This window comes from Parachlamydiales bacterium, from assembly GCA_041671045.1.
In the GTDB taxonomy this organism is placed as follows: domain Bacteria; phylum Chlamydiota; class Chlamydiia; order Chlamydiales; family JABDDJ01; genus JABDDJ01.
Map to the genome: position 1 here is coordinate 199,303 of JBAZCF010000003.1, position 24,476 is coordinate 223,778.

Sequence of the window (24,476 nt, forward strand, 5' to 3'; positions counted from 1 at the left end):
GGTTTCAATCGGGATTATATACTGAATTTTTTTTGAAAGCCAAGTGATCCAAATAGTTTTGCAATATTAACACAGCTGCCACATTATCAACGTGTTGCGTTCTTTTTTTGCGAGACATGCCCCCTTCTTTCAGGGTGCGTTCCGCTTGAACCGAGGTTAAGCGTTCATCCCAGAAGATAACTTTGCGGCCGGAAGCTTCCTCTAAAAGCTTAGCAAAATGCTTCACTTCATCTGCTAAAAAACCGATCGTACCGTTCATCATTAATGGCAAACCGACGACAATTTCATCGATTTGACAGCGGTAATCTTTTTGGGCTTTTTCTAAAGCATCCATCACAGTTTTAACTGTCACGTCTGTCTTTTTGGATCCGGCGACACGGCCTACGGTAAGAGCGACCATCTGACGTTCATCAGAGATCGCTAATCCTACACGCGCTAAACCGAAGTCTACAGCGAGAATGCGTTTTGCTAAATCAGCCATTTTTGCCGGTATGTTTTTTGATCATGGCGCCCACAAAAGCGACAAAGAGCGGATGAGGTGCTGTAGGCTTGGATTTGAACTCAGGATGGGACTGAACTCCTAGCATCCAAGGATGTCCTTCGATTTCGGCGACTTCACACAGGGAGCCCCCTTCGAGTAAGCCGGTGACTTTGAAACCTTTTTCTTCCATTTCGGTTAAATATTTATTGTTGAATTCGTAGCGATGGCGGTGCCTTTCGCTAACAACATCGCTTTTATAAGCAGCATGGGCAAGGCTGCCTGGCGTTAACCTAGCTTGATAGGCGCCTAAACGCATTGTTCCGCCTATATCTTGCACTTCTTTTTGTTCAGATAACAGGGAAATCACCGGAAAAGGTGTGTGAGGATCAATTTCAGTGCTATTGGCTTCCTTCCACCCCATCACATTGCGACTAAATTCAACAGCCATGACTTGCATGCCTAAGCAAATGCCAAAATAAGGGAGTTTTTGCTCGCGGCAGATTTTAGCGGCGAGGAGTTTTCCTTCCCAGCCTCTTTCACCAAAACCGCCAGGCACTAGGCAGCCGTCGCAGTCATCCAATGTAGGATGAGATGGAAGTGACTCAGCCTCAATAGCTTTAACTTCAAGTTTATAACCATGAAACATGGCTGCATGATGTAAAGCCTCAGTGACGGACTTATATGCATCTTGGTGCAGCACGTATTTACCGACGAGGCCAAGGGTGATTTTACCTTTAGGATTTTTGATGGTGTCCAAAATCTTTTCCCATTCTGTCAGGTCGCTGAATGCTTCTTTAAGTCCTAGCATGCGGCAAATGAGAGTATCGAGTCCTTGTTCTTGCAGCTTCAGAGGAACTTCGTAAATACTGTGGCGCACATCCGGTTCTTCGATGACAGCTTCCCGTTGGACGTTGCAAAATAGGCTGATTTTATCTTTTACATCTTCATCCAAGCTTTCTTCACAGCGGCAAAGTATAATTTCCGGAGAAATGCCGATGCTGCGCATAACTTGTACAGAGTGTTGTGTGGGTTTAGTTTTAACCTCGCCGGCAGCCTTAATGAAAGGAACATAGGTGAGGTGTATATTTAAGCAGGAACCGGTATGTTCGTTGCGGAATTGACGGATTGCTTCCATGAAGGGCTGTGATTCGATATCGCCTACGGTACCGCCGATCTCGACCAGCACGACATCGATGTCACTGCTCTGTTTTGCACAGGCTAAAATGCGTTGTTTAATTTCGTCGGTAATGTGGGGAATTACTTGGACTGTTTTGCCTAGATAGTCTCCACGTCTTTCACGCCGAATGACAGTATTGTAGATCTGTCCTGAGGTTGTATTGGAAAGGATGGAAAGGGGCGAAGAAGTAAAACGGAAGTAATGGCCTAGATCCAAGTCAGTTTCAGCGCCATCGTCAGTGACGTAAACTTCGCCATGCTGAAAGGGATTCATCGTGCCCGGATCGACGTTAAGATATGGGTCTAATTTCATCATAGCAATGTGCAGCCCTTTTTTCTCTAAGAGCATGCCTATAGAAGCTGCGGTCAGTCCTTTTCCTAGGGATGAACAGACGCCGCCGGTGACAAAGATATATTTACAGTGCATAGTTTTAATTCTAAATTATGAAGATCCTCAGGAGTGTCCACCCCGATAGCTTCTTCCTCTACGCAGGCAGTTGCTATGGTGTATCCATGTTCAAGGATCTTGAGTTGTTCTAAATCTTCGGCTGACTGAAGCGGTGTGGGCTCCAGCAAGTCATATTTTATTAAAAAATCATTTCTAAATGCGTATACGCCAATATGGCGGTAGTAGTTGCGGCCCTGATGGTCATCTGTCTTCCCGCCCGGGATAAGGGATCGCGTAAAATAGAGCGCTTTGCCGTTCAATGCTCGTACACATTTGACGATAGAACGGCTTTTTGCTTGCTCGAGACAGGTCAAAGGGGTAACTAATGTTCCTACGACGGCATCAGGATTATTTGTTAAAGCTGAGATTACGGCTCGGAACGATTCTGCTGATACGCAAGGTTCATCGCCCTGGATGTTGACGATCAGGGAATAGTCTTTGAGTTTCGGAGTGTTTTTTAGCAGCGTGGAGATGCGGTCAGTTCCTGTCGGACAGTCTACAGGGGTCATGAATACCTCTGCACCAAATCCTACGGCATGTTCATAAATACGCTCATCATCGGTAGCAATGACGATATGGTCAAAACACTTTGAATTCTGGGCATTTTCATAAGTTCTTTGAAGGAGGGACTTCCCTGCCAGAAATGCGAGAGGCTTTCCGGGAAAACGCTGACTAGCGAAACGTGCTGGAATAATTCCAAGCACACTCTCTGAAATTGGTTTATTCATTCCAACTTCCAAAAAAAACAAACAAATAATAACGGAAGAACCATTTTACGTAAAGCAATACAGCGCGGGATAGGATTGCTCATTGCACCCAAAAAAACGGCGGATTAACCGCCGCTTTATGGATTCTCTTTCAAAGCTAACTATGAAAGAGGCTTAATTGTGCATTCCTCCGCTGGGACAACCTTATCGCAGGCTATTTTACCTAGATATTCAGGTAGTTCTAAACCTGCCATTGCTGCGATATCATGTAATGCAGGCAACGATTTTACGAATTGACTAATGAAGTTGGAGGTAGAAGACCCATTCTCATTATTGCCGCTATCCCAAACTGTGATCTTATCAATTTTGATATTTTTTATGGCTTCCGCCTGTAATCCGACAATCTGCTCTAATTTTTCAAGCAGAAGCATGGTAGATGCACTTTTAGCATCATTGCCGCAGGCTTCAACAAGCAGCTTGTAACCTTTAGCTTTAGCATCCAACATTTTCTGGATACCTTCAGCCTCAGCTTCACGCATCGCTAAAATTGCACGCGCCTCACCTTGAGCAATCGTGATTGTCCGCTGTGCTTCAGCTTCAGCATCGATCAATACCCTGCGTTTATTGATCTCTTGCGGAACAATTTCCTCTGCTTCCAGCAGCTGCGCTTTTGCTTGTGCGCGGGCTTTTTGGACTTCAGCTTCCGCTATCTCTTTTGCTACTCTACTACGTTGCGAAGCTTCTGCTTCTCTTTCTGCAAGCACGGCATTTGTTAATGCTATCTGTGCTCTTGAATCGTTTTCGCCTTTGACAGCCTCAGCATTATAGGAGGCGACGGAGACACGACGGTCTCTTTCCGCTAGGGCTTTTCCGATATCGCCTTTTTTCTCCTGCTCGGAAACATCGACCTTTGCTTGGTTGACAGCCATTGAGGATGCTTTTTTACCAATGCTTTCGATATATTCCGACTCATCGGTAATGTCGGTGATGTTTACGTTTAGAAGCGTCAAGCCGATCTTATGTAGTTCAGGCTCAATATTCTTTTTAATCGCGTCTAAAAACATTTCGCGGTCTTGGTTGATCTCTTCAATACGTAGAGAAGCAACTGTAAGGCGAAGCTGGCCCACTATAATCTCTGTAGCCATGCTTTCAATGCCTTTATGGTCCAGATCTAGCAGTCTGACCGCAGCATTGTTCATCACTTCCGATGTCACGCCGAGAGCAACGGTGAATGTACTAGGAACGTTGACACGGATATTCTGATGGGATAAAGCCCCTTTTAATGGAATATGGATGGTGCGTGGTGTCAGGTCGAGGAAGGCATAACCCTGGATAAGGGGCCATACGATTTTACCTCCGCCGTGATAGCATTGCACTGTCTTGTTATTCCCTACGCGTCCATAGATCACGAGGACTTTATTAGAGGGGCATCTACGGTATAATTTGGCGAAGAAGTAGAGTGTAGAAAAGAGAAAGAATACAAATCCGCCTATAGCTATTTCAAGATATAAATTTTCCATAGCATTTCCTTATTTTTTATTACAGTGGCATGACGACGACTGTTTTATCGTCGGCTTTTTTTAACACTACGACGCGTGAAAAAGAGGGGATTTCTTGCTCATGGTGAGAGATTGCCTCGATTTCGCGAGTGATATTTTCAATATTAATTGTAATTTTACCCGAACCTTTTACGGGGATTCGTTGGTAAACGGTAGCTTCCAAACCAATCGTCTTATCAATGTCAAAGACCGTGCCGGTACTCTGTAGTTGATGGGCAAGTCTAAAAATTAAACCGCTTGCTAGAATTGTTAGGAAACCTGCACTGAAGGCTATGCTTAGGTTAAATATGCCTTGAATTTGGAATTCATGTTTCAAAGAAAGAGCAGTCCACCCGAACACCATAAGGAAACCGGAGAGAGCTTGCTTTGTCAGCCATTTAAAATTGCCGGAGTCAGATTCGAATTCGCTGAATTCACCTGTGCCGATAAGATTTAGGGTAAATTGGATTAGGAATAATGCGCTCCCTAAGACTGCACAAAACCAATAAAGTGAATCAGAATTAACAAATGAATTGATTTGTTCAAACATAATATCATCCTAAAATAGTCTGATTAACTATAGCTAAGTCAGAGGGTTAAATAAAATAAGAAACTTTCACAAAAACAAACGAGAAGAATATGAGATCATTAAATATAACGGGTCATCTTAAGATGTCGATCAAAATGATTGTCTATATATTATTTTAAAATTCATTTCAGTCATCCTCTATTTATAAAGTTTAGTGGAAATTATGAGTGGAAAAAGAATATCTACTACTTTTTATGAACAGGTTATTATTAACAATGATTTAATTTAATTTTAATTGAAATAATTTGCGAAATAATGTTTACTGTTATAAATATTTTAACGAGGATTAAAGATATGGTTACATCGGTTAATATTAATGGAACTCTAGTATGTTGGAGGCAAGCTGATCCTCAACAACCTTTATTTCAATCTAGCAAGGAAAATATAGGGGTATCCAGTCAATGGGTTTCTGCTCAGACTTTTTTGAATGATATCTATACTCGCAGTACTTTTAGTGTTCAAGGACCCTACTGCACAGGTAAGGAAGTATGTGAAAAAACAAATGTTGCTTCCTATCTCTTAGATGTTGCGGATTCTGATGAAGATATTTATCAAAATTTTACTGAAACTAAGAAAGTTTGGAATGCAGTGCGCGATATTGTGAAAACATCTTCCAATAACCAAGTGGAACTTATCGAAGATCCAAAAGAAGCTGAAATATCTGCTAAATTTGTCGATCATGTGTTTCGTCCTTTTATTCCGAACTCTCCGCTATTGACTTGGTCGCATAATCCAAAGGCATCTACCTTTAAGCGTTCTATTGGTCTATTTGGACTTTTTTTTGAGCTGCCTGTACGTTTATTGGTAGTTTTAGGGGGGCATGCATTATTAAGTGGCTATAGCCTTATCTCTAAGGATGAAAAGACGGCAGATTATATAGCATACTATCGTTTTCGCTTAGATATTAACGCCTACTCACCCTCGCAAGAAATATGTAAACGAATCTATAATGCTATCAATTTCTAAATAGCTATCTACTTATTACATCAATAAGCTTCTCCTATGCAAGGAGAAGCTTATTTCTTAAAACATCCTAGATGTACGGTAACACATTAATCCTTTTGAATTGATACTCAAATTAGTTCGGCCGATATCCACACCAAAAAATAAGTAAATATTTTTTAAGACATATAGTGCTGCGTGCCAATTCCCACAGGACTTGTGAGTGAGAGCCTTTGGGCCATCGAGCGGATGTGGTCCAAGCCGATCGTCGATTCGAAACTGCTGCTAAGCACTAAATCTACCTGAAACTGTCGCGCCCACGATAATATTGAAAGGCAATTAAGCAGGCCGCCTTGCACCGTAGGCTTATAGATAAGCGCTTTAAGTGTTGGCAGATTTGCAAAACGGTCTAAATCTAAGCCGTGATAAGACTCGTCCAATGCAAGGGGGTGATCAAATAGACTTAGATCATCAGAGTTCTGAAAGGGTTCTTCTACATAATCAAAAGTATCTGTTGGAAACTGCTCAAAGAATTCTATAGCTTCTTGCGTTTTCCATGCTCTGTTCACATCAACTCGCAGGCGAAAAGTGTTTTTAAGTTGGTGGATGATGTTTGCGGCGTCATTGAATGTAAGTTCGCTGACTTTAAGCTTTGCATGGGAGTAGCCTTCGCTTTTTCTTTGTTTTGCGTGCTTAAGGATATCTTCAGGCTGCCCCATCAGCAAGGCAGCAGATTGAGCTGCGATGCTCTCTATAGGAAAATAGAGCTGCAAAAGAGCGGATTCTAGGCCAAAAAGCACAGAGGGATAAAGGTCTAGCTTTTGAAGGTGATAGAAAAAAGTGGATTTAGCCCAATCGATAGACAGTATCTCGTCTTTCTTATTCTTCACCTGTTCCAGTGACTCCTGCAAAGTCTCATTATTCCATCCAGGTAATGGGGATATTTCACCCTGCGCTGTTTTGCCCGCTTCATCTTTTATACGGAGGATAGCTCCTGAACGTTTGGCTCCACCGGTCAATGCTATTTCAAAAAGCTCAATCACTAGTTCTTTGATCTTCATAAGTTTAGCGTTTCCTTGTTAGTAGCGTGACAAAGATATCTTTTTCGAAATGGTGCTTATCGCTTAGAAAATTAAGCTCTTGTTGCAGCATAGATGCAAAAATATCGAAGCTATCTTTGGAAAAATTAGTGAAAACTCTTTGCAGAAGCTTTTCAATACCTTCAGTGTTTCCTACAATATCCCAAAGAATACGTGATGTGACAAGGATAATAGCATCTTTTTTAAGCTCAAGACTTCCTTTTTTATCTTCTAGAAAATGTATTTGGTTATTTTGCCAGATAATAAGGGGTGGCAACCCATGCCTTTCATAATGAAGGATATCCGCAGAAAGCTCTATATGGGTGCAGGGAAACCGGCAATGTTCTTCAGCAACACTTTCTAAAAGACGATATACTCCATCAAAGCCTTTCTCCGGATTTTCCATCATTTCAAGTATCAGTGATCCATCCTCTTTCGTAGAAAAAGAAACATGTATGCCATGCGGCTCTTGAGCAGATTGTGTATGCAATCCTTTGACAATAAAAAGGGGATGCTCAAATTCGGCTATCGAACGCATAAACATCTTTTCTTGAAGTAAAAGAGCGCATTCATATTCGCCAAAGAGGCGTTCACGCATAGCGGAAGAATGTTTTAGACGGTGGATATTCTCCATAAGGCATTCGCTCATCGTATTCAAAGTATTGCCCAGCTCTTCGATCTCAAGCGGACCTTTGACGTCTACGGTCGTTCCATATTCACCGGCAGCTAAATTTAGGGCAGCTAGTTTGATTTTTTGTACGGGTTCACTGATGCGGTTTGCGGCATAATAGACGCTTAAAATCACTAGAACGATGGTTGCGAGGGCACTTAAAGCAATGACTATCGCAGCGGATTTAAGCTTTTCATTGATTGTTTTGTTTGCAATGTCCGCTCCTAATAGCGCAATGACTTGCCCTTTTGCATTTGTAAGGGGGGCATAGGCGGTAATGATATGTTCATTGGTCCCTCTCTCTTTGTACTCATCCGTTACCATCGGACGTGCATTAAGATAGAGCAGCTGTTCTCCGCTCTCTGAATAATCTTGTTCTTTATTTGCACGGGGCGAGGTGATACTTACATCCTGCAGAAAAACCAGACGGAAAGCATTGTCAGTATTTTTTCCGTCGTAAATAGGATTATGGGGACTAAGTGGCTGGTTTAAGAGGACTTTTTCGCCTTTTTTCACCGGAACGACTTGCACAAGATATAAACTGTTAAGGCCTAGGTTCTCAACTATATCCGTAAATTGCTTTTCAAGTTGCAGGCTGTTGCCCTCTCCTTGGATTAGCTCATCTACTTTTTCTGTAGGAAGGACAGATGCGATACCTATAACAGTGCTTAGGGCTTTTTCCTTAAAGCTCCCCAGGATCTCATTTTTCCAGTTGTAATGGAAGAACAGCGAGATGATGGTGACAAAAGCGATAAGTGGAGGCAATAACAGGCTTAGTAAACGTTTACGAATGGTCATGTTGCATCCTTAAGAAAAAATTTTGCCCTGTCAGGAACGCAAGATGCAAAGACGCTTAAAAAGCCCAAAGCTACAGAGGGATATTCCGAGATAATGGTGATAAGGTTGGTCTGAGTTAGTGTTAAAATATCGCAATCAACCATAGCCACGGCATTATAGGCTCTTTTATTATCATCAAAAAGCCCTTCATCACCAAAAAAGCCCCCGTTTTCAAGTATCACCGGGGATGGAATTTGCGGGGCGGAAATCTGAACTTTTCCGTTAAGGATAAAATACATACGGTGGGCTTCATCGTTGATCTCAAAAATCGTATCGTTCTTATCGAAACTGACCTCGGTTAATTTATCCGCAATCGGTAGAAGCATTTCCATTGTCAGCATTCTGAAAAGGGGAGTGCGCTTCAGATAAAAGACTTTATCGATAATGGTAAGGTTCTTCATGCTTGCAATAGCTCGTAGGCAAAATGGTGGAAAATTTCTTCATGTGTCTTCATCTGGTTAAGCAATGTCTCTCTCCACAACGGTAAATGCAGTTGACGCATGTAGATCGCTGCTACCATCACTTCTAAGGGTGAAAAAGATTCGCTCATTTTTTCTAATAACTCCGGTAGGCTCAGTGGATTTTCTATCATCTTCTTACAAGCCGCAAGCTTTTCCTCCAATGGAATATCTGCGACTAGAGGGTAGATAAGCCTGAATGTTTCAATATTACAATACTTTTCTAAAGTTTCAACTACTTGGCTTCGCACTTTGGAATTTCGGCTTGCTAAAGACCTAGCTAATAACTCGCAATCATCAATCTCTCCGGCCTCGCCCAATGCGTGGATAACAAAGTCAATAACGGAACGGTATCTGGTCTCCAAGGCTTCTTTCAATAGTGACAAATCGATTCCATAGTTTTGCTCATCAATCGTATGTAAATGATAAAAATAAAAGGCTGCACGTTTGATTTCTTTTCGTACAATATCATTCAGATTTGCATGCAGCTGCGCCACAGCGAGGTGGCTTAAGATCCTTACAGCCAATGTTCTGCAACGTTCTCTCACAGCTTTGTTTTTTGTAAGCGCCAGCAAGATGGGGACTGTTCTCAAGCCCATTTTTACAATGACATTTTCTGCCACACGCCTTTCCTGCGGCCTAAGGTGTTCGCTGCTTGTGATGATGATTTCTACAGCTGCTGTACCTGCCACCTTGCCTAAAGCCTCCAAACAGGACTGCCTAATTAGCGTGGATGAGGATTTGGTCAATAAGCTACTGATAAGACGAGCATAGCGATACCCTTGGACATCTGCTAACTGCGCAAAGATCTCCATAGCTTTTTCTACAACTGAGACGCGGTGGTCTTTCAAAAAGGGAATAAGGACTTCCACATCGTAGGGTGCTCCGTCTACCGCTAACATATTCAAACCCATAACAACTTCTGATTCTATGGAACTTGACAGTAGTTCTTGCTGTTTTTGAACTGCAATTAGCTGATTTTGAGTTGCTTGCACCGGAGGTAAGTGCGCCCAGGATTTCTTTAAGGCTGCAATGGCTGCACCCTGAAGCTCCAGGGAATCGCTATCAATGTACGCAAATGCCTTCTCCGGATGTAGAAAACCACCGCAGGCTAGATAATAAAGGATATCTTGCAACAATTCCTCATCTGTATCCTGATCATACCAACTATTCAACGTTTCTATGACTGCAGTATCATACACATAGGGGGTACGTATGAGCGCCTTAATTAACTCTCTTTTTTGTTTAGCTTCTGCAATGGAAAATTCTTTTAAAATGGTTTCAAGCAGAGTTTGTTCCTGCAATGCCAATAGTCCTTCTGCTGCAAGCAGCTTTTCGTGGGTATTACCGGCTTTCAATCTGAAAAGTAAGCGCTGTCTATAGAGTTCTGCTGATTTCTCAGATTTTGGTCTAAGCCACTGCGTCACATTTCTGTGAAAAAGGATGGCATTTTCCGCTAAATTAAGATAAATGGCTCTACCGTAGTTATAAGCTAATAAAAATGCTAAAGCTAATACGGAAATAGCCAAGAGCAGCCCTAAGATGCGGGCGTCTAAAGCGAAACTGGATAGCAATACTGACGATATCAACATCCCTAGGGGCTCAAAAAAGGACTCAATAAATATTCTGATTCGATATTTAAGCCGTGAAGAGACACCGTTAAGCAACAAATTAAAGTTACTATCATCAATGACATAAATAGTCCCTTCCACCACAAACATGCCTACAACAGCAAAAGCTATGTTGTCACTGGTAACCCACCCTAAGTAGTTTAAAAACAGTAATATACCCGTTAAAGGAAGTACACCGCCTATCCCAAAGCGATGAACAATGCGGCTATAAATAAATAGCCCTATCAGTAAGTTGCTTAAGCTAATTCCAATTAAGCAACGTCCCATAAAAATTGCCAGCGGCGTTTGTTCACCTTCTCCGATTTCTAACGCTTCTTCCGGAAAATGTCTCTGAAAGGACTCCAAATAGTTAAATTCTGTGACAACCATAGTGACATAAATCAAAAAGTTGCTCGCCATCAAAAAGAGCGTAAAACGGGAGCTAAAAATCATTTTTAGAGTAGTACCTAGCGAAAGATCCCCCTGGCTTGCACTTTCCTGGAGGGAATTTTCGTCATGCACCGGGATAAATTTAGTCTTAGCTACCCATACAATACACCCCACCAATGCTAATAATAATGTGATCAAGCCATAGACCTGCTCCAACTCTAACAAGCCCAGCTGCATGATCACACCTGTCGTCGCAATTCCTAGAAAGATGGACGAACTGAAAAGTGCAAATAACCTTTTGGCATCTTGTAAGGTGTAATACTGGTCGACAAAGGTCCAATATCCCGTTGTAAAAATAGCCATGCTTAATGTCCCGATAACACGTAAAACATACCAAAAGCTTCTATCTTCAATTTGCAAAATAAGCCCGCAAAGAATGGACGTATAGGCCAGAAAGGCTACAAAAATTATCCCGAGATATACGATGTGCGTGTCAAAGTTGTGGTAGGCATGCAGGAGATAGAATGCTAATACGATCATAATACAGGCGGAAATGCTATAGACGACAGGTAAGTTTTCTGCCCCTACATGCAGCAAAAACATTACATCAGCAAAACGGAGACCTAAAGAAATCGCTAATGCCCAGAGAAATCCAAGCAAAGCCATGAAAAACGCTTGCCGTTCTTCACCCTGATATATGTTGAAAAGGCGTGAAAAAACCCTTACCATTAAGGTGCAATCCCATTAGCCCAATCACCCCAGAAAAATTGACTGCTCAACGGGTTTCTCTTTTTCTCTTGGATACCGTTTGCATTGGGTTGTTCGTAGCCAATAGCAATGACGGCCATAGGGGTATAGCTAGCAGGAAGGCTAAATAATTGTCTGACTTTCTTATCATCAAATCCGCCCATCTCATGCGGCATCAGACCCAAAGATGCTGCTTTGTAAACTAAAGACATAGCTGCTGCACCCGTATCATACTGCGCCCATCTATTCGGCTTATTGTTTTTTCGCAATACCTCATTCGCAGAGACAAGGATAAGCACGGGAGCATTCTGAGCCCATTTTTGATTGTTTACCGCTAAAGTACCTAATAATTTTGAATACGCTTCAGGTGTTTCCTTCTTATCACAGAAAATGAAACTCCAAGGCTGCTCGTTATAACTGGAAGGGGAATAATGGGCCGTTTGCGCAAGCTGGATTAATAAAGCTTTCGGAACAGGTTTTGTTACATCATAATCATAGCCGCTATGACGAACTATAACCAACTCTGCGAAAGTCATCTCACTAGTATGTGCGTTTAAATGGCATGAGGCAATACAACAAAATAATAAGATAACTAACTTGTACATGATTTTATTCCGATAGATTTATTTATAAACTTATAATGCAGGAGATAATGTGTCAATCAATGGATACTGCTGATTCGTTTCGCTGCATCTAGGATTGCATTTCGGGTTCCAAAGGCAGTAAATCGAATAAACCCTTCTCCCTCAGGACCAAAACCTGATCCCGGTGTAGTCACTAAATGATACCTTTCCAGTAAATATTGGAATACTTCCCACGATTTTTGACCCGGAAACTCTGTCCATAGATAGGGCGCATTCTCACCGCCAAAAACTTTATACCCCACATTTTGCAATGCATTTTTAAGGATAGCGGCATTCTCCATATAATAGTTATTCAAATGAATGATCTCATTGATTCCTTCTTCTCTCAAGATTGCTAAGCCTCCTGCCTGGGTAATGTTGGATGCGCCATTAAATACCGTAGACATTAAACGGCTCCAATCTGAGCGTACAGAATGTCCGTCGTCGTACTTTAACTCTTCCGGTACAACAGTCCACCCTAACCTAACTCCTGTAAAACCTGCTATCTTTGAGAATGAATTGACTTCAATAGCTACACTCTGCGCCCCTTCAATCTCAAAAATAGATTTAGGCAATGTAGAGTCTTGAATATAACAGGCATACGCTGCATCAAAAAGAATAATTGAACGGTTTTTCTGTGCAAACTGTACCAATCTCTCTAACTGTTCTTTTGTAGCAACTGCTCCCGTTGGATTATTTGGAGAACAGAAATAAATCAAATCTGTGCGCGGCAGTTTCTTCAAATCAGGGAAAAAATGATTTTTTGGATTGCACGCCATATAGTGGATTTCTGTGACACCCTGTATTTTGCTTCCATCAATATAGACAGGATAGGCAGGATCTTGCACTGCAATCGATACATCAGGACCGAATAGCATCTGCAAACGGCCGATATCGCACTTCGCCCCATCGGAAATGAAAATTTCTTCCGGCTTTATGGTATTGTTATAGAATTGTTTAGCTATGGCTTCACGCAATTCTTTCAGGCCCTGCTCAGGACCATAACCAGTATACCCCCTTACTGTTCCCAATTTACGCGCGGCATGGGTTAACTCTTTAGCAACACTCGCTGGAATGGGTTGCGTAGTATCACCTATCCCCAAATGAATTAACTCTGCTTGGGGATGGTTCTTTAGAAATTCACGCTTGCGGGAATTAATCTCACGAAATAAGTAATGAGTAGAAAGAGAGGCTATGCCGGCGTTGCGTTTCATACAATTTTTCCAATATAACGTAAAAGGGTTTTATCATAGAGGACGTTTTTTTGCCACCAATGCGCTTTTTAATACTCAACTTGTCCCAAGGAATTCTAGGAATAGGCTTGAGAATATATTTCAGTTTAGTATATGAAGGAAAAATTGCCATTTATGCTCAAGTAAAGTTCTTGTGTATAGAGAAAAGGAGAGACTATGGATAAAACTATAGCATTATTCGTTGGCGTTTGCTGTCTGTTTGTTATTTTCTTATTCTACACCTATTCGGGAGAAGAACAGCCTATTCCTGCTTCTATTCATATCAGCGATAGCCGCTAAAAAAGCCTATTAATATTCAGGATCTCGATGAACGTTACATCCATCAGTCATTACATTGAAAATGCAGCCATTTTCTTTACAGCACCTCTAGAAAAATTACTTGTAACCATCCAAGACATCCGAGAAAAAATACTTTCAGCCTACAATGAACCTTCCAAAAGCATACCGGAATTAAGGCTTCCTCCACATAATCATCCTGTTCGTCCTGAGAATTCTCATAAAAATAAAGAACGGCCGACATTTCTAGATAATGTCTTGGCAAAATGGGATCCTTTCGGTTTCTATAAGGCCTATCTAGAAGGTGCACAAACCATCGAAACTAATGAGAATGTTACTCCGTTGCACATACTCAATCTCGGGAAAAATTATAGCGCCATCTACCGCTATATCGCTAATGGTGCCGATGTCAACGCTCAAGATATACGGGGACAATCTCCTGCCTATTGGGCAGCATACCACGGCAACCTAAAAGCCATGACCATCCTAACCTCTTTCGGCGCTAACATAGCAAGTGAGGATTTACGCCAAAAAACACCACTACGCGCTGCAGCTAAATATGGCCATGATGACATCATCACTTTTTTAGCTTCACATAAAGTGCCATTAGATAGCCTGGACGGCAGGGGACTCACCCCACTCCACGTGGCTGCTTACCACAAAAACTTCTCAGCCTACCAACAACTGATCCTTCATGGCGCCGATGCCACCATTAAAGATGCCAATGGCAACACTGCCGAAGATTTACTAAAACAACGCTACGCCTACGACTACCACACCTCCCATTTCTTCCAGAGACTTTTCTCCTCTCCCATACCTCCACCATTAATAATGAGTCCCTGGACCCTTAAAAAAATTAATGGTAAAGCTGGTTCATGAACGCTGTCCTATCCGCTAAAAATCTTAGAAAGATCTACCCCGGAACTCCTCCACTAGTTGCGGTTGAAGACGTGTCGTTCGACCTGAAAGAGGGCGAAATCCTCGGCCTCCTCGGCCCTAACGGCTCAGGAAAAACTACGACCATCCAAATGCTGCTGGGTACCCTGACGATGTCCTCAGGTTCTATCTCTTATTTTGGGAAAGAATTCCCTCTCCACCGCTCTGAAGTTCTAGAGAAAGTCTCCTTCGCCAGCACTTACACCAGCCTACCCTGGATGCTTACCGTTGAGGAAAACCTTGAGGTTTTCGGCTACCTTTATGGACTCGACAGCAAAGCAAGTAAGATCAGCTATGATCCTCTACTAGAACGCTTCGGCATCGCGGATAAAACAAAAACTCGCGTTGCTGCACTCTCCGCCGGACAAGTTACCCGGCTGATGATTGTCAAAGCCTTCTTCATGAATCCACGCGTCGTCCTACTCGATGAACCAACAGCGTCGCTTGATCCTGATATCGCTCAAGACATTTGCTCCTTCCTCCTCGAACAAAGAAGCCAAAAAGGAACTTCCATCCTCTTCACATCACACAAAATGCAAGAGGTCATGGAAGTATGCGACCGCGCCATCTTCCTTAAATTAGGAAATATCATCGCTGACGATGTCCCCGAAAAACTCGCTAAAAGCGTTTCTACCTACCACCTCAGCCTTATCATCGTAGACGGTCTTAAACGCACTATCGCAATCGCTGAAAATAACCAACACATGTACTCCGTCGATCATCGCTCTATCGAAGTTATGCTGGACGAAGAAAAAATCCCTCCCTTCCTCCATTCTCTCAGTGAGGCAAAAGTCGTCTACTCCAGCATAAAAATCGAAGAACCTTCCCTAGAAGACTTCTTCCTAAAAATAGCAAAGAAAAGCCATGAACCTTAGACGCATCAAAGGCGTATTCCTACGCTATTACTACAACGCCATCAAAGGACCTCATCAGATTTCAGACATGCTATATTGGCCCTTCGTCGATATCCTCCTCTGGGGCTTGACTTCTCTATGGATACAAAAACAAAACAGCGTACCAGGCCTCCCGCTCGTCCTCATGACCGGCCTCATCTTCTGGCAAATAGCCTGGCGCGGATCCATAGATATATCTTTCAACCTCCTCCAAGAATTCTGGCACCGCAACCTCGTAAATTTTTTCTCCACACCCTTAAAAATATCCGAATGGATCTGCGGCGTCCTCCTCCTCAGCCTATGTAAACTAGCTATAACCATCTCCTTCGGATCTCTAATCGTCTACATCCTCTACTCACTCAACGTATTCACCGTCGGTTGGGCCTTCATTCCCTTCGCCATCCTTCTCTTCATCTTCGGCTGGTCCCTCGGCTTCGTCGCTTCCGGTATCATCATCTATAAAGGTCACCAAGTTGAAATGTTCGCCTGGATGATTGCATTCGTCTTCGCACCCTTCAGCGGCGTATTCTACCCCGTAGCAACCCTACCCCTCTGGGCTCAAAAAATTTCCTGGGCTCTACCCACAACATACGTATTCGAAGGCATGCGCGAAATCCTCAATAACCAACCCTTCCCCACCTACTACGCCCTCACCAGCCTAGCTCTCAGCCTCCTCTACCTAGCCCTCGCCGTCTACTTCTTCTACTACATGTTCAAAAAAAGCCTCAACAAAGGCCTCGCCCGCCTAGAATAACCCCAGGCAGGACAGGGTTTCACCCCTGCACCCACCAAAGAATAGAAACTATAAGCAAACGAAAAAAGAACAAAAAGAAAGCTATAGATGGGTAGAAGGAATTCAAAAGCAAGCGATCTATCCAAAAAGCTAGAGAATACCAAAGTAGTTTATGTCGCAGACAGAGAATCAGATACATTTCACTGTCTATATGAAGCGAGAAAGCAAGAAACACACTGTGATGTAGTTATAAGATCAACTAAAACTTGGCAAACTTTACCTTTCCAATTATCCGTAAAGAGCATTCCTTGATCAGTTGATTGCCCGCCGCCTCTCGGATAGAAAATGAACTATCATCCATCTTTGTTGCTGGTCAATTTCTTTGGATATCTCAGTAATCACTGTCTCCATCTCTTTGAGGTATGCATCATTCAAATAATGTGGAGTTGTCATAATGTCCTTTAGATTGATTTTTTGGCTATTTCAGAAAGAGCCAATTTTACACCCGTTATATCGTCTTCTGAAGTATTCCAAGAGGTAATAAATCGAACTTCATTCTTCTCTTGATCCCATGGATAACAAAAAATCTTTTCTTGGATGAATGGAATCCATGCAGGGGGTGCAGTGAAAAAAAGTTGATTTGTCTCAACTGGATAACTCAAGGTGAGATGAGGGATTGCTTTGATTATGGAAGCGATTTCTTGTGCTTTTTGATTGGCTTGTGCTGCAAGAGTATGCCATAAATTATTCTTAAGGAATGGGATATACTGAGCAGAAAGGTAACGCATTTTTGATAGCAGTTGTAAGGTTTGCTTCTGCAGGTGGTCGCTTCCTTCGTGCAAAGCAGAATTAAAGATGAGAAGAGCTTCAGCCCCCATTAATCCATTTTTAGTTCCTCCGAGGGATAGAATATCTAAATGAATTGAATTTACCATCTCATGCAAACCAATCTTTAAGCTGACTGCTGCATTATAAAGACGACTTCCGTCTATGTGGAGAAGCAAATTTTCTTCTTTACATAGTTTTGATAAGGATTTAAGTTCCTCGAGACTGTAAACTGTGCCTACTTCGGTAGGTTGAGTAATAGATAAGACGCGGGGAGAGGTAGAATGTTTCCCAAAAGCTCGTTCACTTCTTAACTTTTTCAATACGGCTTCGCAAGTCAATTTCCCTTTTTGATGCGGTACTGTCAAAAGCTTGCATCCTACAATAGACTCACAAGCGCCGGATTCTTGATATTGTATGTGAGCAATGTCCGTACAAATAATAGATTCGTATCTGCGGCAAGCGAGCTTGAGTGCAAAAATATTTGCCCCTGTGCCAGTAGGAACAATGAAGACCTTGCATTTACTCCTAAACTCTTCCTGAATTACCTTTTGTGCTTCTTCAGTCCATGGATCAGATCCATAAGAGGGCGCATAACCTTCATTGGCTTCGACCACTGCTTTTATAACTAATGGATGAGCTGGAGTCCAATTATCGCTAGCAAGACAAATTTTATTTTGAGACATGAGTCGTTTCCATCTAAAAAATGACCTTGAATATAGCTTATAAAAGGCAAAGAATCAACGCCTAATTCACCTGGTAAACCTCGCCGTATTTTACTTTAGCAACGACTGAGTGGGGAGATCATAAATGGCTTGGTGTTAGACCAAGGTCCGTAAATCATGAGATGTCCCTTGTCGTAAAGATAGGGCTCAGGGACTGCAGCATCGGTGAATCGATCTGGTGAAAAGTAAAAGTAGATTTCCTCAATCGCCGCAGGAAGGTGGTCGAGAATTAAATCAAGCGAGGGCATTTTAGCCGCAACGATATCTAGCAAATGGAAGGTTTTATCTTCTATTAGATAGGATATAAAGCCATTGATAGCAGGGCTGTAATAGAGAGACCAGTAGGTGGGGAAGGTAGTAAAAAGTGTGTTGAAAGAAGCAATAGCGCCGTTATCTTTGACCCATAAATGGTTGGATACAGGTTCCCGTTCTTGAAAGCATCGAAGAAAAAGAGCGTCATCATTAGGAGAAATAACCGGCCTTAAAAATGCAGATCCTTTTGAGCGTTTGTAAGGGAGATGAAGCCGATATTCCTGGATGGAATGAAACGAGAGCCGTTCGTAAAATTTTGGAATTTCTGTAAAAAGAATAATGAAGTCGCATCGATCTTTCGCCCATATGAGCGCTTCTTGAATCAATTGCGATGCTAAGCCTTGCTCGCGATGAGCAGACTGGGTACAGATTGCATGCAAAGCACCCATCTTATGCCACTGCCCTTCAACAAGTATAGGGCACTCGAAAAAAACCGAGTGGGAAACAACTTCACCATTTACCTCTTTAAGAAAGAGTCGGCTAGCTAGCTCCCCAGGGGAATCCGAGGGCTTTGCAACGTAACATATTGGCCTCAATGCCTGGAAAGCACTCTTCAAGTAGCTTTAGATAGGGTTGTTTTTCAAGCATATGATAAAATTCCGCATCAGAGGACAGTTTTTTACAGGATTTTAATCAGATATTATCAGGAGAATGTAAAAAGAAAAAGAGAACATTATAACGTTACCAATAGGGAAACAACTGTTTCCCTATTGAAGCTATTCTTCTTTTTTTAAGTCATCCTTGCCAAATTCGGCCTCAAGATCTTCCACGGTTGGCAAGCTTTCTTTCAATTCTTTAGAAAGAGATTTGACAAGAGTGACCTCATAGCCAGCTACGCCGATAGGCTTATTGAAATCCCTCAAAGCGTATTCAACAGTGAAATTCTGCTTTGTTTTACAGAAAATCATCCCTATTGGGGTCAGCTCAGAATTCGGATTATAAAGCACGTTAAGGATTTTTGGCTAAATGTTTGAAAATACAAAGTTTTTCGGCTTTACATTGAAGCAGAAAAAGCAGCAACATGACGAAAACACTCCAAATTATATTGAAGATGATCTATTTGAAATTAAGCCAATGGCGAAAAAATAGAATTTTCGATAGAATCGTCCTGATATAATGGAAGCCCTACTAAATCCATCCTTCCATTCAAAGGCTCATTTTGAGACGTTGCCTCTTAAAGTAAAAACGAGAGAATGACAATGTTTTCTACAAGTAAATTCAAAAAAATTTGTACTTTAATTTGTTCGCTACAATTCTTACTCGTATCGTATGCTCATGCGGAAGATAATTCTTTGCTAGTTTCATATGGGACAGTAAATCAAATCACAAATGATGAGCAGGCTGCAAATTACAATCCTTTCCCCTGGCTTAAACCAGGCTTACTTAATAGTGCGCGTATTGAATTGAAATTCGGATCATATGGAGTACAAATATTAGCTCAAGATCAAGTTACAGGGGTCCGCTTATCCAGTCTTTATAGTGAACATGAGGGTGAGAAAATTGCTCGTACTATAGCCTTCACTCAATATGAAGCAAATATAAATGATAAGCTAGGGATGGCTCATAAAGAGATTCTGGCTGGTGGCTCCATTGGTTCGACTTTAAAAAAATACGAGTTTGACGTCAAGAAGGATCTCTTTTTTAAGGGGCTTGTGGAAGATATGCCGGATCGGTTGCAAAGCTTAATGCATACTCAAGAACGTGCTTTTGCCACAGTCATTTACAATCTAGTGGCTAAAGAGGGAAATAATTATTACCCCTATTGCACTATAGTAGAGGTCTATTCCCCCGAATTTCTAACTTTGGTAGATGTTGATCAGATTTACCCTGAGCCTATACCGGGAAGTGTAAACCCACAAAATGCTTTTGATGCCATCGATATCATTGATCGCATGAAACAACTGATAATTCGTAGTTGACTTACGATGTTTTTCAACAATGCAAAATTTTAACAACAATAAAGACTCTGTGTTGAATGCTCTAAAACAGTGGGTGCGAAGTCTGAAAGTTTTATGTGTCAAATTAGGGTATACCCTATCCTGATGATGCGATGGTTGAGGGATGGGAATTATGTCAAAAATACTCAACTTATGTGTAATAAGATGGTCGCCAGACCTTTGGTGGGTGCAGGGCGAAGCCTTGCCAGGGGGAAACCCTGCTGGGTGCAGGGCGAAGCCTTGCACTGCGCGCTGCTAGTTGACGAGGACGGTGCAGTTGTTGTTAGAGAATTCCAGAAAGCCGTTGGGGATAGGGATTTGGGTTTGGTTATCGATAGTGATGTTGCCATTTTTGAGTTGGGAGATGATGGGAGTGTGGTTAGGGAGGACTTCGAAGGAGCCTTCGGAGCCTGGGAATATGGCGTTGTGAACTTCGCCTTCGAAGAGAATTTCTTCGGGGGATAAGATAAGTAGCTTATACATTGGTATCGGCTTTTAATTTTTCGGCGTTGGCGAGGACTTCTTCTATTGAGCCGGTCATGTAGAAGGCTTGTTCTGGTAGGTGGTCAAGTTCTCCGTTGATGATCATTTTGAAGCCTTTGATGGTGTCGTGGAGTTTGACATATTTTCCGGGTTTACCGGTGAAGGTTTCGGCTACGAAGAAAGGCTGGGAGAGGAATTTTTGAATTTTGCGGGCTCTTCCGACGAGAAGTTTGTCGTCTTCCGCTAGTTCGTCGATACCTAAAATGGCGATGATATCTTGCAGGTCTTTGTAGCGTTGGAGGATTTTCTTTACGTTGCTGGCGAGGTTGTAGTGTTCGTCGCCGAGGACGGCGGGATCGAGGATGCGTGAAGAGGAGGCGAGGGGGTCGACGGCAGGGTAGATGCCTAGCTCTGCAATTTGTCGTGATAGGGCTGTCGAGGCGTCGAGGTGGGTGAAAAGGCTAGCGGGAGCGGGGTCTGTGTAGTCGTCCGCAGGGACGTAGATGGCTTGTACGGAAGTGATGGAGCCGGATTTTGTTGAGGTGATCCTTTCCTGCAGGGCGCCGACTTCAGTGTTAAGAGTAGGTTGATATCCTACTGCAGAGGGCATTCTACCTAGCAGAGCAGAAACTTCGGAACCTGCTTGTACGAAGCGGAAGATGTTGTCGATGAATAGGAGGACATCTTGGCGTTGGGTATCGCGGAAGTGTTCGGCTATTGTCAAGCCTGTGAGGCCTACGCGCAGACGTGCACCGGGGGGTTCATTCATTTGTCCGAAAACAAGGCAGGTTTTAGAGAGGACGCCGGATTCTTTCATTTCGAGCCATAGGTCATTACCTTCGCGGGTTCTTTCGCCCACACCGCAGAAGACAGAGAATCCGCCATGTTCCTGCGCTATATTGCGAATTAGTTCCATGACGATAACAGATTTGCCTACGCCGGCGCCGCCAAAGAGGCCGACCTTTCCGCCTTTCGCATAAGGACAAAGAAGATCGATGACTTTGATTCCAGTTTCGAAGATAGCCATGGATGTTTCTTGTTCTTCGAAGGGAGGGGGAGGATTATGGATGGAAGAGCGGGGAGCGTTAGCGGGGATAGGTTGCCCTTCATCAATAGGGTTGCCGAGAACATTCAGGATACGTCCGAGAACATCTTTGCCGACTGGAACGGTGATTTGCTTACCTGTGTCTTTGGCAGGCATGCCACGGACTAGACCGTCGGTGGAGGAAAGGGCGATGCAGCGGACGACATTATCCCCTAAGTGCAGGGCGACTTCTGCGGTTAGGTGGATATTTCTTTCGTCGTTATCGATAGTGATGGCGTTTAAAATATTGGGTAGTTCGCCGTGTGGGAATTCTATATCGATGACGGGTCCGATGACTTGTTTAATTTTACCTTCTGACATAACTCTTTTACTCCAATCCTTCTGCACCAGCAGTAATTTCTAACATTTCTTTTGTGATGCCGGCCTGCCGGACTTTATTTCTTATGAGGGTTAACTTTTCAATCATTTCATCCGCATTTTTTGTAGCAGCTTTCATTGCTGTTACACGCGCTCCGAGTTCGGATACTTGAGCTTCGGAGAGGACTTTCATCAAGCGTGTGAAACAGTAGCGGGGGATGAGCACAGAATAAATCTCTTCCGCGCTAGGTTCAAAAATATAATCTATTGAAGGAGCGGTAGCGTCAATTTCTCCTTTAGATATTGGCAGAAAATTATCGATACGTATTTGCCTTGAGAGGATATTTTTAAATATAGTGTAGACAATAGTTATTTCGTCCCATTCCCGCTTGAGAAATCCTTCAACGAGAAAAGAGCTAAGTTTTTCAACTTCGGATGCATTCATCTTGTTGCTTAGATCTCGCATGGAGAATTTTATTTCCCAGGGCTGCTTTTTGAAATGTTCAATGGCTTTATTGCCCACTAAGAAGAGGACAGCTCCGGAGTATTCATCTTTGCGCAATAATTTCTCAGCAGCTTGGATCACATTGTTGTTATATGCACCACAGAGCCCTTTATCCGCAGTGATGATCAGTACGCCTTTTTTTCGTTCAGTGCGTTCTTCGAATAAGGGATGGGAAACTTCGTTAGATGCTCTAGCGAGCTGTTGCAGCATTTGGTGCATTTTCTCAGCGTAAGGACGAAAAAGCTCCAACTTATTCAACGCTTTGCGCAGGCGTACGGCAGCAACCATCTCCATAGCTTTAGTGATATGCTGGATATTCGCTGCCGAGTGAAGTCGTTTTTTTATATCCCTTAATGTCGTCATTTCTCTCCGACATTCAGATTGCGGTTAGTAATGAAGTCGTTTTTAAACCTGTTGACAGCCTGTTCAAGCTCTTCCATCGTCTTCTTATCTAGGTCTTTAGTTTCTTCAATGGCATGGGGGATATGGGGGTAGTCATGTTCAACGAACTTTAGAAGTTCTTTTTCAAACAGTTTGACTTGCTCAAGAGGAAGATCATCTAGGTAGCCTTTAATCCCTGCAAAAATAATGATGACTTGTTGTTCAAGCGAATAAGGATTGAGTTTGTCTTGTTTAAGGATTTCAACCATGCGGTCGCCACGGTTGATCTGCGCTTTGGTGGCGTCATCCATTTCTGAGCCGAACTGGGCAAAGGCGGCAAGTTCACGGTATTGTGCAATTTCGAGACGGAGGCTTTGTGCAACTCGTTTCATAGCCTTTGTCTGTGCTTTACCCCCTACGCGCGAGGCGGAGATGCCCACATTGATGGCGGGCCTTACACCGGAGAAAAATAGGTCGGATTCGAGATAAATTTGTCCGTCAGTAATAGAGATTACGTTTGTAGGGATGTAGGTTGTGACGTCTTGCGCTTGTGTTTCGATGACGGGCAGTGAGGTGAGCGATCCTCCACCTAGCTTGTCGCTGAGTTTTGCGGCACGTTCGAGCAGGCGGGAATGTAAATAGAAAATATCCCCTGGATAGGCTTCTCTGCCTGGAGGGCGGCGCAATAGCAAGGCAAGTTGTCGATAGGCTTGAGCATGTTTAGACAGATCGTCATAAAAGCAGATGGCGTGTTTACCTTTGTGCATGAAATATTCGCCCATGGCTGTGGCAGCGAAGGGGGCAATATATTGGAGAGGGGCCCTATCAGAAGCGGATGCTGCCACGATAATGGAGTAGGGGAGTGCGCCATGTTTTTCAAGCGTGGAGACGAAATGTGAAATGGTGGAGGATTTTTGTCCGATAGCAACATAGATACAGATGACGTCCTTGCCTTTTTGATTGAGGATAGTATCTAAAATGACAGTGGTTTTGCCTGTCTGCCTATCACCGATTATCAATTGACGCTGTCCTTTTCCTATAGGAATCATGGAGTCAATAGCTTTGATGCCGGTTTGGACGGGTTCATTTACAGGTTGGCGTTCAATGACGTTAGGGGCATCGCCTTCGATCGGCATATAAGTTTCAGAAGCGATTGTGCCTTTTCCGTCGATCGGACGGCCGAGCGGATCGACAACCCTGCCTAGCAAGCCTTCTCCTACAGGTACAGAGGCAATCTTATTGGTGCGTTTAACAAGGTCATGCTCCTTGATCCCTTCATCAGGTCCTAGCAAAACAACGCCGACGTTGTCAGTTTCAAGGTTAAGAACCATTCCAATGGTGCCGTTGGGGAATTCGACCAGTTCGGAAATCATCACATCATCCAGGCCCCAGACACGAGCGATACCGTCTCCTACCTGGAGGACTCTGCCGACGGATTCGAAAGAGAACTCTTCCTTATAGTCTTCGATTTTACGTTGGATGATCCAGGATATTTCGTCTTGTTTTAGCGACATAAAAGC

Annotated in this window: 26 protein-coding genes; 7 read left to right on the forward strand and 19 right to left on the reverse strand. The window is 43.0% G+C overall.

The genetic code is table 11. The annotated features are described in order from the left end of the window. Positions 1–4: 4 nt before the first annotated feature. From ruvX to WC222_05420, 5 genes are all read right to left on the reverse strand, one after another. A complete protein-coding gene (gene ruvX / locus WC222_05400) occupies positions 5–481 on the reverse strand; it encodes a Holliday junction resolvase RuvX (GenBank protein ID MFA6915812.1) in 477 nt (158 codons plus the stop codon). Beyond that, a complete protein-coding gene (locus WC222_05405; protein MFA6915813.1) occupies positions 474–2,084 on the reverse strand; it encodes a CTP synthase in 1,611 nt (536 codons plus the stop codon). The genes ruvX and WC222_05405 overlap by 8 nt, the downstream gene beginning before the upstream one ends. Beyond that, entirely contained in the window at positions 2,036–2,833 is a 798-nt protein-coding gene (kdsB, locus tag WC222_05410; GenBank protein ID MFA6915814.1) for a 3-deoxy-manno-octulosonate cytidylyltransferase, read from the reverse strand. The genes WC222_05405 and kdsB overlap by 49 nt, the downstream gene beginning before the upstream one ends. Positions 2,834–2,973: 140 nt before the next feature. Next, positions 2,974–4,332 (reverse strand): SPFH domain-containing protein, encoded by a 1,359-nt coding sequence (locus WC222_05415; GenBank protein ID MFA6915815.1) that lies wholly within the window; start codon positions 4,330–4,332, stop codon positions 2,974–2,976. A gap of 19 nt (positions 4,333–4,351) precedes the next feature. Next, on the reverse strand, positions 4,352–4,900 hold the full coding sequence (locus WC222_05420) for a hypothetical protein (GenBank protein ID MFA6915816.1): 549 nt from the start codon (positions 4,898–4,900) through the stop codon (positions 4,352–4,354). Between the two features lie 333 nt (positions 4,901–5,233). On the opposite strand from WC222_05420, the gene WC222_05425 reads away from it, so the two are divergent. After that, positions 5,234–5,905: a hypothetical protein gene (locus tag WC222_05425; GenBank protein ID MFA6915817.1), complete on the forward strand. Its 672-nt coding sequence runs from the start codon at positions 5,234–5,236 to the stop codon at positions 5,903–5,905. Between the two features lie 155 nt (positions 5,906–6,060). On the opposite strand, the gene menC is transcribed toward WC222_05425, so the two are convergent. From menC to WC222_05455, 6 genes are all read right to left on the reverse strand, one after another. Beyond that, entirely contained in the window at positions 6,061–6,942 is an 882-nt protein-coding gene (menC, locus tag WC222_05430) for an o-succinylbenzoate synthase (protein ID MFA6915818.1), read from the reverse strand. 4 nt (positions 6,943–6,946) lie between these two features. Next, the gene (locus tag WC222_05435; GenBank protein MFA6915819.1) at positions 6,947–8,428 is read right to left on the reverse strand and encodes a HAMP domain-containing protein; all 1,482 of its coding nucleotides are present in this window, start codon (positions 8,426–8,428) and stop codon (positions 6,947–6,949) included. After that, positions 8,425–8,868, reverse strand: coding sequence for a cyclic nucleotide-binding domain-containing protein (locus tag WC222_05440; GenBank protein ID MFA6915820.1), 444 nt, complete (start codon positions 8,866–8,868; stop codon positions 8,425–8,427). Before WC222_05440 ends, WC222_05435 begins: the two co-directional genes overlap by 4 nt. Continuing rightward, positions 8,865–11,591 carry a hypothetical protein gene (locus tag WC222_05445; protein MFA6915821.1) on the reverse strand — a complete coding sequence of 909 codons (2,727 nt, stop codon included), beginning with the start codon at positions 11,589–11,591 and terminating at the stop codon, positions 8,865–8,867. The genes WC222_05440 and WC222_05445 overlap by 4 nt, the downstream gene beginning before the upstream one ends. Positions 11,592–11,653: 62 nt before the next feature. Next, positions 11,654–12,277 (reverse strand): nitroreductase family protein, encoded by a 624-nt coding sequence (locus tag WC222_05450; GenBank protein MFA6915822.1) that lies wholly within the window; start codon positions 12,275–12,277, stop codon positions 11,654–11,656. 56 nt (positions 12,278–12,333) lie between these two features. Beyond that, positions 12,334–13,509 (reverse strand): LL-diaminopimelate aminotransferase, encoded by a 1,176-nt coding sequence (locus tag WC222_05455; protein MFA6915823.1) that lies wholly within the window; start codon positions 13,507–13,509, stop codon positions 12,334–12,336. Between the two features lie 195 nt (positions 13,510–13,704). On the opposite strand from WC222_05455, the gene WC222_05460 reads away from it, so the two are divergent. Genes WC222_05460 through WC222_05475 form a run of 4 tightly spaced genes read left to right on the forward strand, consistent with a single transcriptional unit; the run spans position 13,705 to position 16,407 of the window. Continuing rightward, complete coding sequence (locus WC222_05460; GenBank protein ID MFA6915824.1) at positions 13,705–13,827, forward strand: hypothetical protein; 123 nt, start codon at positions 13,705–13,707, stop codon at positions 13,825–13,827. Between the two features lie 27 nt (positions 13,828–13,854). Further along, a complete protein-coding gene (locus tag WC222_05465; GenBank protein ID MFA6915825.1) occupies positions 13,855–14,703 on the forward strand; it encodes an ankyrin repeat domain-containing protein in 849 nt (282 codons plus the stop codon). Beyond that, positions 14,700–15,635, forward strand: coding sequence for an ABC transporter ATP-binding protein (locus WC222_05470; protein MFA6915826.1), 936 nt, complete (start codon positions 14,700–14,702; stop codon positions 15,633–15,635). Before WC222_05465 ends, WC222_05470 begins: the two co-directional genes overlap by 4 nt. After that, a complete protein-coding gene (locus WC222_05475) occupies positions 15,625–16,407 on the forward strand; it encodes an ABC transporter permease (protein MFA6915827.1) in 783 nt (260 codons plus the stop codon). Before WC222_05470 ends, WC222_05475 begins: the two co-directional genes overlap by 11 nt. A 291-nt stretch (positions 16,408–16,698) precedes the next feature. Here WC222_05475 and WC222_05480 read toward each other — a convergent pair whose 3' ends face one another. The 4 genes from WC222_05480 to WC222_05495 all read right to left on the reverse strand — a co-directional run bounded on the left by WC222_05480 (position 16,699) and on the right by WC222_05495 (position 19,195). After that, entirely contained in the window at positions 16,699–16,839 is a 141-nt protein-coding gene (locus WC222_05480) for a hypothetical protein (GenBank protein MFA6915828.1), read from the reverse strand. Positions 16,840–16,847: 8 nt separating this feature from the next. Further along, a complete protein-coding gene (locus tag WC222_05485; GenBank protein MFA6915829.1) occupies positions 16,848–17,897 on the reverse strand; it encodes an aminotransferase class I/II-fold pyridoxal phosphate-dependent enzyme in 1,050 nt (349 codons plus the stop codon). A gap of 95 nt (positions 17,898–17,992) precedes the next feature. Further along, on the reverse strand, positions 17,993–18,805 hold the full coding sequence (locus WC222_05490; protein MFA6915830.1) for a GNAT family N-acetyltransferase: 813 nt from the start codon (positions 18,803–18,805) through the stop codon (positions 17,993–17,995). 159 nt (positions 18,806–18,964) lie between these two features. Beyond that, positions 18,965–19,195 (reverse strand): PDDEXK nuclease domain-containing protein, encoded by a 231-nt coding sequence (locus tag WC222_05495; GenBank protein MFA6915831.1) that lies wholly within the window; start codon positions 19,193–19,195, stop codon positions 18,965–18,967. 19 nt (positions 19,196–19,214) lie between these two features. Between WC222_05495 and WC222_05500 the strand changes: the two genes are divergently transcribed. Both WC222_05500 and WC222_05505 read left to right on the forward strand, forming a co-directional pair. Then, on the forward strand, positions 19,215–19,337 hold the full coding sequence (locus tag WC222_05500; protein ID MFA6915832.1) for a hypothetical protein: 123 nt from the start codon (positions 19,215–19,217) through the stop codon (positions 19,335–19,337). A gap of 110 nt (positions 19,338–19,447) precedes the next feature. Then, positions 19,448–20,167, forward strand: coding sequence for a hypothetical protein (locus WC222_05505; protein ID MFA6915833.1), 720 nt, complete (start codon positions 19,448–19,450; stop codon positions 20,165–20,167). Positions 20,168–20,440: 273 nt separating this feature from the next. Here the strand turns inward: WC222_05505 and WC222_05510 are convergent, their stop codons facing one another. The 4 genes from WC222_05510 to atpA are packed head-to-tail and all read right to left on the reverse strand — an operon-like array spanning position 20,441 to position 24,470. Further along, positions 20,441–20,668 (reverse strand): F0F1 ATP synthase subunit epsilon, encoded by a 228-nt coding sequence (locus WC222_05510; protein MFA6915834.1) that lies wholly within the window; start codon positions 20,666–20,668, stop codon positions 20,441–20,443. Next, entirely contained in the window at positions 20,661–22,073 is a 1,413-nt protein-coding gene (atpD, locus tag WC222_05515; protein MFA6915835.1) for a F0F1 ATP synthase subunit beta, read from the reverse strand. Before atpD ends, WC222_05510 begins: the two co-directional genes overlap by 8 nt. 7 nt (positions 22,074–22,080) lie before the next feature. Beyond that, on the reverse strand, positions 22,081–22,938 hold the full coding sequence (atpG, locus tag WC222_05520) for an ATP synthase F1 subunit gamma (GenBank protein ID MFA6915836.1): 858 nt from the start codon (positions 22,936–22,938) through the stop codon (positions 22,081–22,083). Further along, on the reverse strand, positions 22,935–24,470 hold the full coding sequence (gene atpA / locus WC222_05525) for a F0F1 ATP synthase subunit alpha (GenBank protein MFA6915837.1): 1,536 nt from the start codon (positions 24,468–24,470) through the stop codon (positions 22,935–22,937). Before atpA ends, atpG begins: the two co-directional genes overlap by 4 nt. Positions 24,471–24,476 lie beyond the last annotated feature (6 nt).